At 46.9% G+C, this 8,292-nt stretch carries 7 protein-coding genes; 2 read left to right on the top strand and 5 right to left on the bottom strand.

Features of this window, described 5'->3' with window-relative positions; translation table 11 throughout:
• Positions 1-40 precede the first annotated feature (40 nt).
• From dapD to RM811_RS17565, 3 genes are all read right to left on the bottom strand, one after another.
• The gene (dapD, locus tag RM811_RS17575; protein ID WP_402526928.1) at positions 41-1,078 is read right to left on the bottom strand and encodes a 2,3,4,5-tetrahydropyridine-2,6-dicarboxylate N-succinyltransferase; all 1,038 of its coding nucleotides are present in this window, start codon (positions 1,076-1,078) and stop codon (positions 41-43) included.
• Positions 1,079-1,105: 27 nt separating this feature from the next.
• Positions 1,106-1,483 carry an ArsC family reductase gene (locus RM811_RS17570; RefSeq protein ID WP_402526927.1) on the bottom strand — a complete coding sequence of 126 codons (378 nt, stop codon included), beginning with the start codon at positions 1,481-1,483 and terminating at the stop codon, positions 1,106-1,108.
• Positions 1,484-1,788: 305 nt separating this feature from the next.
• The gene (locus tag RM811_RS17565) at positions 1,789-2,235 is read right to left on the bottom strand and encodes a DUF1499 domain-containing protein (protein ID WP_402526925.1); all 447 of its coding nucleotides are present in this window, start codon (positions 2,233-2,235) and stop codon (positions 1,789-1,791) included.
• A 256-nt stretch (positions 2,236-2,491) separates the two neighbouring features.
• Between RM811_RS17565 and RM811_RS17560 the strand changes: the two genes are divergently transcribed.
• Positions 2,492-3,493, top strand: coding sequence for a pentapeptide repeat-containing protein (locus RM811_RS17560; protein WP_402526923.1), 1,002 nt, complete (start codon positions 2,492-2,494; stop codon positions 3,491-3,493).
• A gap of 305 nt (positions 3,494-3,798) precedes the next feature.
• Here RM811_RS17560 and RM811_RS17555 read toward each other — a convergent pair whose 3' ends face one another.
• Positions 3,799-4,299 carry an aminoacyl-tRNA deacylase gene (locus tag RM811_RS17555; protein ID WP_402526921.1) on the bottom strand — a complete coding sequence of 167 codons (501 nt, stop codon included), beginning with the start codon at positions 4,297-4,299 and terminating at the stop codon, positions 3,799-3,801.
• Positions 4,300-4,649: 350 nt separating this feature from the next.
• On the opposite strand from RM811_RS17555, the gene nhaD reads away from it, so the two are divergent.
• Positions 4,650-6,032, top strand: a complete 1,383-nt coding sequence (gene nhaD / locus RM811_RS17550) for a sodium:proton antiporter NhaD (protein WP_402526919.1) — start codon at positions 4,650-4,652, stop codon at positions 6,030-6,032.
• Between the two features lie 924 nt (positions 6,033-6,956).
• On the opposite strand, the gene RM811_RS17545 is transcribed toward nhaD, so the two are convergent.
• Positions 6,957-8,048 carry a hypothetical protein gene (locus RM811_RS17545; RefSeq protein ID WP_402526917.1) on the bottom strand — a complete coding sequence of 364 codons (1,092 nt, stop codon included), beginning with the start codon at positions 8,046-8,048 and terminating at the stop codon, positions 6,957-6,959.
• Between the last annotated feature and the right edge of the window lie 244 nt (positions 8,049-8,292).

Genomic DNA, 8,292 nt, shown 5'->3' with positions numbered 1-8,292 from the left:
GCGGGCAGCGCTCTTAAGGACGATTCCTTAATTGTGACTCTTAATTGTGAGCATGCAGCTCATCATTCAGCTCAATGGCTGATTTGTTGGTAAGGCATTCCAGCGATCCAGTCAGGGAGTTTCTACGGAACAGCAGGTCAGATTTACCGGCCAGGTCTCCCGCTTTCACCACTTCCACCAGATTTTTCTGATCATCAAGCACCTGAACCTTGCTGGCAGCTGTGAGGTAAAGCCCGGCTTCAATAATGCAGCGGTCGCCCAGTGGAATGCCAAGGCCGGCATTAGCGCCGATCAGGCAGTTTTCACCGACGGAGATTACAATATTGTTACCGCCGGAGAGCGTTCCCATGGTACTGCAGCCACCACCAAGGTCGGAGCCTTCACCCACCATAACCCCCGCAGAAACACGGCCTTCAATCATGCTTTTGCCTTCGGTACCGGCATTGAAGTTAATAAAGCCTTCATGCATCACCGTAGTGCCTTCACCGACATAGGCTCCCAGGCGAACTCTTGCGGTATGGGCAATACGAATACCCGCAGGTACCACGTAGTCCGTCATTTTCGGGAATTTATCGACGGAATTGACGCTCAGAACACGGCCTTCGGCACGGGCCTTCAGCTGGCGAGCGGGGAGTTCTTCCAGGTCAATGGCTCCTTCACTGGTCCAGGCAACGTTTGGCAAGAGAGGGAAAATACCCTGCAGGTTAACGCCATGAGGTTTGACCAGACGATGAGAAAGCAGGTGGAGCTTGAGGTAGGCTTCCGGTGTGCTGGCAGGCGCATCATCGGTTTCCAGAATAGTGATGACCCGTGGCTGTTTACTCTCTTCAAGACTGCGGGTAATGGTGGCCAGTTCGGTCTGTTTGATATCCACAAACAGATCTTCCAGGGCATGCAGTGTTTTGCTATCAAGCTCGATAAACTCGTTGCCGCCAGTGTAGTTAACCAGCCTGGCAATGCTGTCTAACAGCTCAGGCTCTGGATTAAGAACAGGGCTGGGATAAAATACCTCCAGCCATTGGTCTTTCTCGTTCTTGCTGCCAATACCAATGGCCAGGCTGAAATGCTGCTTACTCATTTATCATTCCTTCAATTTACTAGGTCGTTATAAAAGCAGGTCGCTGTATTCTTGTTCGGAAAATCCCAGCAACTTTTGGCTGCCCGTATCCAGTAAAGGGCGCCTGATCATGGCAGGTTGTTCCAGCATAAGGATGATTGCACGCTCAGCATTGATTGCTGACTTCTCTTCTTCAGGGAGTTTCCGCCAGGTCGTTCCCCGACGGTTCAGCAACGCTTCCCAGCCCAGCTCTTTTGTCCAGGCTTCAAGTATGCCTGGTTCAAGACCATTCTTTCTGTAGTCATGGAAGCGGTATTCAATACCGACATTGTCCAGCCAGCGCCGGGCTTTTTTAATGGTGTCGCAGTTGGGTATACCGTATATCGTTAAGGTGACCACATTGTCTCCTTTATTCGTGCAGGTCATAATTTAAGCCAGAATGGATTGGTGATAGCTGCACAAAATGAGCAAAGCTTACCTGTTTCCGGCGGGGTTTGCCTAGTACATGGTTTCATTGAAATTGACCGGTGACGCAGGTTGGGTCGAGCGAATGCGAGCCCCAACACAAACCCTCAGCAGCAAAAAACAATCCGCAAAAAAACGGCACCGGCAATTCAGACTGTCAATATTTAACGGCTGTTTATGGGGGGGCGGCGAGATTTGTTGGGGCTCGCTCCGCTCGACCCAACCTGCATGTCAAACCCATTGAAACCATGTATCAGGTTGAGAACTCATGGCAGTTTGGTTTCGGTTTTCTGTTTTTGACCCGGAGATAGCGCTGTTCTCAGTAGTTCAACACGGCGCCGGTTAGCACCGAAATCATAATATCCGCTGCGAGAGGAAGAACGAACATCAACCCTGCCGTCAGGTCGGATAATCAGTATCAAATCATCCTTGAACTTAAGCCAGGGAGTGGTAAAAACAGTAATGACAATCTGGTCATTACTGCTGATGATCTCTGTATTGGGCCAATTCTGCAAAGTGGTTACCAGTTTATCTTTAATTTGAGAAGTCTCTGAACCCTCAAAGTAGAACGGTAAAATACCCCGTTTGCCTGAAACCAGGCTGCTGACACAGTTTGGGCTCTCGGGACAGGGGAGCTCGGCTGAGTCAGCCTGTACCTTCGTGTTCATCATTAGCGGAAGTACGAACAGGCATAGGATCGCGGATTTTTTCACTGTTCCTGGTTCCTTGCGTCTGAGGGGGGAGTCTATGCCAGTCATGGGATAACGGCATCTGCAACGGCTTGTGAAGTGAGTATAAACAGAATTTTCATGGGAGGAACCTCTGTTGACACACTAACTGCCCAGCGTGTTCAAAAGACGGCGATCTGTAAACCCGGAAGGCTATTTAAATCCCTTTGTAAACAGGCCGATACATCTATGAATATGGGTTCTTGCAGACCGGCCATAGTGACGGTTAGAACTATAAATTATGGAAAAATATGGGATTCATGGTTTGAATCAGTTGCAGGTATCAGAGCATCAATGCTCTTTTTCTGGTAAATCTGGCCGGTGTAAAGATTTGGCTGAATCGGGAAGCCAGTTTTGTTTCTGGCATGATCCTGATGTGGATAAAACCGGCGAAGACGTAAAAGAAAGGCTTGAAGAGAGGGCGAAAAATGGTCAGCCCATGGACGGATTTATTCTTCGTAAGGCCAATCTTGATAATGTGGATCTGGTGAATCACTGCAGTAATAAGCCATTTCAATTGATCAACAGTGACCTGAGTCGTGCCAGCCTTCACAAAGCACACCTTTATCGAATTGATCTATCGGGATCCCGTCTGTTAAAAGCCAACCTTTCCCATGCAAACCTGCACAGGGCTAATCTTTCCGGGTGTAATTTGCTGGGTGTTAATCTGAAAAACAGCCTGTTGGATCATGTCTGTTGGGGAGACAAGCTGTTTCAGGAGAAAGAGGCAGAGGCGAATCCGGAAAATGCGGCGGCCATGTATGAAGAGGCGGAAGAGTCGGCAAGAAATATACGGCGTCATTGTGAACAGCAGGGGATGGTGGCGACGGCGGGTCATTTTTTTTATCGGGAAAGGGTTTTCCACCGGCTGCAGATGCCAAAATATTCCCGGCAGCGGTTGTTATCCCTGGTGGTGGATCTGATCAGTGGCTATGGCGAGTCACCGTTGCGTGTGGTGATGTTTTCCCTTGGGTTGATTTTTGTCTGTTCATTTCTTTATCTGCTGACGGGGATACAGGATGGAGACACCATTGTTCGTTTTAATGACAGTGCAGGGTTAGTCCAAAACCTGTTTTACTGGCTCGACTGTTTGTATTTTAGTGTGGTGACGTTTACCACATTGGGATATGGCGACTTAACGCCTCTTGGGGTGTCCCGAATTATTGCTGCCAGTGAAGCTTTTACCGGCAGCTTTTCCCTGGCTCTGTTCGTGGTGCTTTTTGTTAAGAAAATGATTCGCTAAGAAAAAAGACCGCTTCCCGCTTCCCGCTTCCCGCTGTCCGTAAAAGCCCGTTTTATCTTTGCCTTGAAAGAAAGTTGCCACGGAGTCACAAAGGCACGGAGAAAAGAAAAAGCTTTTCTTCTGTGTTCTCCGTGTCTCTGTGGTGAAATCTTTTATGGCAGGAGGTGACGAATAATCGTCACGGACATTGGTTAAGAAAATGATTCGCCAGGAAAAAAAGATCGCTTACCGCCACCCGTAAAAGCCCGTCTTATCTTTCTCGGGCAGCGGGCAGCGGGAAACGGGCAGCGGATGTAAGGGGAGAATCAATTATCGGTGGCATAAGCATCTGCCTCATCAGGATCGCAGCTAATGGCGGCATGAGGCTGTCCCTGTAATAGCTGTTTAAATTGTTCCCTCTGAAGATGAATCAGTTCACGATGGTTGCCACCCTGAAAGTAAAGGTCCTGAACGGCATTGAGTTCATCATCCCAGCAGGTTTTCATTCCGTAAGCGATACCCATGGCAGGTACTGCGCCCATCTCACAGTCCGGGAATAGTTCCTCAAGGCTATGCTCGGTGACAAGATGAAGGTGACGGTTCAGCTTGGTGTTGATCCAGCGCAGCATCAACTTGTTCATTGAAGGGACTATAGCCATTACATAGCCCGCATCGTCCTGAAGAACGATGGCTTTTGCCATGTTTTTAACAGGAACACAGGCGACATGTGCGGTATTGAGTGCGCGGTCTGAATAAGGGTGGCTGACGACTTCATAATCTACCTGGTTATGGTTCAGAAAAGCCTGGAGTTTTGGAGCGATAGACATCAGACACTCTCACTGAAAATACATTGGACAGTTGTTTTATAAAGTCTATACGCAATTTGTTGAAATATTGTCCAATATGCGATGGTTTTTAAGTTAATAGAGTATTAAGAATTATTTTTTCAGATCGTTTTTAAGTTTACAGGCTTTGGCTTTCTCGACGAGCGACTTTTCTGTAAGCGAAAATGTTATCCCGCGTCAAAGTGATGCTTTTTTGCACTCTTCTGTTGGTAGCGTTATCCTTCGCGGCTTTAATAAGCTAATGGCTTTCAATTGGCTCATGGCTGTTCAACTAACCAATTCAATCTCTGGTTTTTAAATAGAGCCTGTGGGACAGAATGATGATGACAAGAATGAAAAAACTCCTTTCGGCAGGAGCATTAACCTGTCTACCAACTGTTGCACTGGCTGGCGAGAATGTGCTGGGTGTGACATCAAGTCCACTTGCCTGGGTCTGTATCGCTATTTTTGTGATTGCCTACTGCCTGGTTATGGCGGAAGAGCCGCTTCATCTACGTAAGTCCAAGCCGGTCATTATGGCTGCGGGAATCATCTGGGCGCTTATTGCCTTTCTTGCCGCACAGCAAGGTGTTTCCCATGTAGAGCTGAAAAAGGCTGTTATGCATGATCTTGAAGAGTATGCGGCGATGTTCCTCTTTCTGCTGGTAGCCATGACTTATATTAACGCCATGGAAGACCGGCAGGTGTTTGCCACGCTCCGAAGCTGGTTGATCAGCAAGGGCTTTAATTACCGTAGTCTCTTCTGGATTACTGGCGTCATGGCATTCTTTATTTCCCCGGTGGCCGACAACCTGACCACTGCATTATTAATGGGTGCAGTGATTATGGCCGTGGGTGAGGGCAGCCCAAAATTTATTACCCTGGCCATGATCAATGTGGTGGTGGCTGCCAACGCGGGTGGTGCATTCAGCCCCTTTGGTGATATTACCACGCTGATGGTCTGGCAGGCGGGCAAGCTTGAGTTTTTCGAGTTCTTCAGCCTGTTTTTGCCGTCAGTGGTCAATTATCTGGTACCTGCCGTGATCATGAGCTTTTTCATTGATCAGGGTCAGCCGGCAGGTGTCAAGGTAGAGAGCACCATCCTCCATGGTGGTCTTATGATCTGCTTACTTTTTCTGGTCACGATTTTCCTGGCCGTCAGTTTTGAAAAGGCACTGGGTTTGCCACCCTTTATGGGGATGATGACCGGGCTTGCGCTGCTGATGTTCTATACCTGGTTTATGAAAATTCAGGGGCTGACCAGTCACCCGGGGATGACCACAGGGCTATGGACCCATGATACGGAAATCGATGTTTTCCAGAAAATTGCCCGTGCGGAGTGGGATACCCTGCTGTTCTTCTTCGGGGTGATTTTCTCGGTGGGAGGCCTTCGCTACCTGGGTTATCTCGATCTGGCCTCGGAAGCCATGTATGCAGATCTTGGTGCAACATGGACTAATATTATTGCCGGTTTAATTTCTGCCGTGGTGGATAATATTCCGGTGATGTTTGCCATTCTGGGAATGGATGCTGAAATGGACAGTTTTCAGTGGTTGTTGGTTACCTTAACGGCCGGTGTGGGGGGCAGCCTGCTGTCCATTGGCTCGGCAGCGGGTGTTGCGATGATGGGCGCTTCGAAAGGCGGCTATACCTTTATGACTCACCTTCGGTGGAGTTGGGCTATTGCGCTGGGATACGTAGCCAGTATCTGGGTTCATTTTCTGGTTAACGGTTAGTACATGGTTTCATTGAAATTGACCGGTGGCGTAGGTTGGGTCGAGCGAATGCGAGCCCCAACACAAACCCTCAACAGCAAAAAAACTATCCGCAAAAAAAACGGCACCGGCAATTCAGACGGTAAATAATTAACTGCTGTTTATGGGGGGGGCGAGATTTGTTGGGGCTCGCTCCGCTCGACCCAACCTACGTGTCAAACTCATTGAAACCAGGTGCCAGAAACCCTGATTCCTATCTTTATTCGACTAAAATCGCCAGGTCCGCTGAAGGGTTTGAAAATCAAGCCCTTCGTTAGCGTTGTTCAGGTAGCATTTGAGTAGAAGTAAGGGAAGTGGCATTGTAGAAAGTACCCGCTATCTCGAAAGAGATTTTTGGAACCACGAAGGACACGAAGAGCACTAAGGTTTTTGAAAAGATTGCTTCGTGGCCTTAGTGTCCTTCGTGGTTCCAGTGCTTCTGCTATTTTCGCGCCAGCCTCGAAGGCGGGAACCTACCACCAGCAGTGGATCCCCGCCCGCGCGGGAATGACGATAGTACGCGGGGATGACGATGGTATATTCTTAATCACAGCTTCCCTAAGTGGTCTTGCCCGCGGCTTTAGTAGCTGCTGTTTACGCTTAACAACCAAGGTTACCCCTGACTATGCAAAACTTTCTATCAAGCTGAAGGCTCATTTCCGGTTGATGGTTAATCTTTACCGGGTGGGAGTCGAATTCACTGGATTTCAACGAATGATTTCAGCTCATAGAACCCCCCACATTCTCAGGCTTAGCCTGTTGCAAGAAAGACATGACCCCGGGTTTCGGGGTTGCTATTTGGTGAAGGCGGGATTGTGAATCAAAACTTCGGTGATGAATTAGAGGTGTTAATCTGATTCATCATTCGGTCACTGTCAGGTTAGATCGTTAGTTATATTATATACTTCATATCTGCCAGGATTTTCGACCTCTTGGATAGAAAAACTCACTATCCAAAATAGTAAAATCATTTTCATTTTTAATTCTTAGAGAAGTAAAATGATTTTTGTCAAAGTGGGATGGAAGAGTCTTGGTTAATTGCTTTTTTAGTAAGTTTATTGCTTCTGATTCGCACTTTTCATAAAGCTTTGAAAGATTGTTTTTCTCTTTTAATAACGCTGCCATTTGTAATGCCTTCATTGTCATTGCAAAATCAAACAAATCCACTAAGTGTAAATATTTATTATCTTTAGTGTTATTTAGCTCTAGCCTTTTTCCATATTGAAGACCAGACTGAGTGACCGACTTCTCGACTGTAGTTTTATCGGCCTCGAACCATTCATATTTTTTAAGATTCTCGCAATGATCCTGGTAATGTTCTTGTGCATTAGTCAGAACATTATCCCTCGTCAACGACTTGGCCTTTATAAATGTTTTCCGCACTTCTTTTAATACTTGTTCATCCACGTCAGACATGAATTTGATGAGCCGATCCAGTTGTGATTCGGCATTACCTAAAAGATCAGGATGGTTTTTAAAATAATCAAATTCATCAATGGACTCTTCAAATTTAGAGGTATCGAGTAACTGCTTATATTTAGCCCCAGTTGTTATATCAACAGTTTTATCAACAGTTTTATCAGGCTGTGGCTGTAGAGGCGAATCCATAAAATCTGCCAGTTCTTTTTGAGCAGTTACATTCGTTTTAACTCCTTTTTTTTCTGTTACTTCTGTTGTGTTGGTTGTGCAGATCACGAAAGTTTTATACTCGGCCATCTCTATATCACTGTCGTCCTGATTGTTGTCTGGCACTATTTCTGCAGTGTGGTTGATGTGGTTGGCTATCGTTGTGTTAGTCGCACTTCTAGCTCCCCCCGCATACATTGAATTCCTTGGGGAAGGGAGCTTTACATGCCCAGGGTTGCGGGGTTTTACAGAATTACCTGCATGAGAACATTTTGTCCGGGATTCTGTATGAGCAGGCAGGGATGTTGGAACAGTCGTTGCGTTACCGGCAACAGTTCCGGCAACAGTTCCGGCAACAGTTGGTACAGTCATATAGATCCATCCTTTAAGTTAAGTAGATGATCCATTATCCAGCAGAAGCTAAGGGCTAAGGGCTAAGGACTAAGGGCTAAGCAGAAGCTAATTATTATCAGACTAAGTAGTTGATCATTTGTATTGCAATATTTCTGACCAGTAAGTTAGCAATAAGTTCCAAGTCTTGGAGTTTAAGGGTGAATAAGCTTTATTCCCACAACTTCACGCGTCCAGCAATAAGGCTAATCTGCCCGTAGGACAA

Source organism: Endozoicomonas sp. (assembly GCF_031844845.1).
Taxonomy (GTDB): domain Bacteria; phylum Pseudomonadota; class Gammaproteobacteria; order Pseudomonadales; family Endozoicomonadaceae; genus Endozoicomonas.
This window is presented reverse-complemented; position numbering and strand designations above follow the sequence as displayed.

Excerpts from the sequence above, each read along its gene's own strand:
- dapD (WP_402526928.1), bottom strand. The coding sequence starts at position 1,078 with ATGAGTAAGCAGCATTTCAGCCTGGCCATTGGTATTGGCAGCAAGAAC.
- RM811_RS17570 (WP_402526927.1), bottom strand. The coding sequence starts at position 1,483 with ATGACCTGCACGAATAAAGGAGACAATGTGGTCACCTTAACGATATAC.
- RM811_RS17560 (WP_402526923.1), top strand. The coding sequence starts at position 2,492 with ATGGAAAAATATGGGATTCATGGTTTGAATCAGTTGCAGGTATCAGAG.
- RM811_RS17555 (WP_402526921.1), bottom strand. The coding sequence starts at position 4,299 with ATGTCTATCGCTCCAAAACTCCAGGCTTTTCTGAACCATAACCAGGTA.
- nhaD (WP_402526919.1), top strand. The coding sequence starts at position 4,650 with ATGAAAAAACTCCTTTCGGCAGGAGCATTAACCTGTCTACCAACTGTT.
- RM811_RS17545 (WP_402526917.1), bottom strand. The coding sequence starts at position 8,048 with ATGACTGTACCAACTGTTGCCGGAACTGTTGCCGGAACTGTTGCCGGT.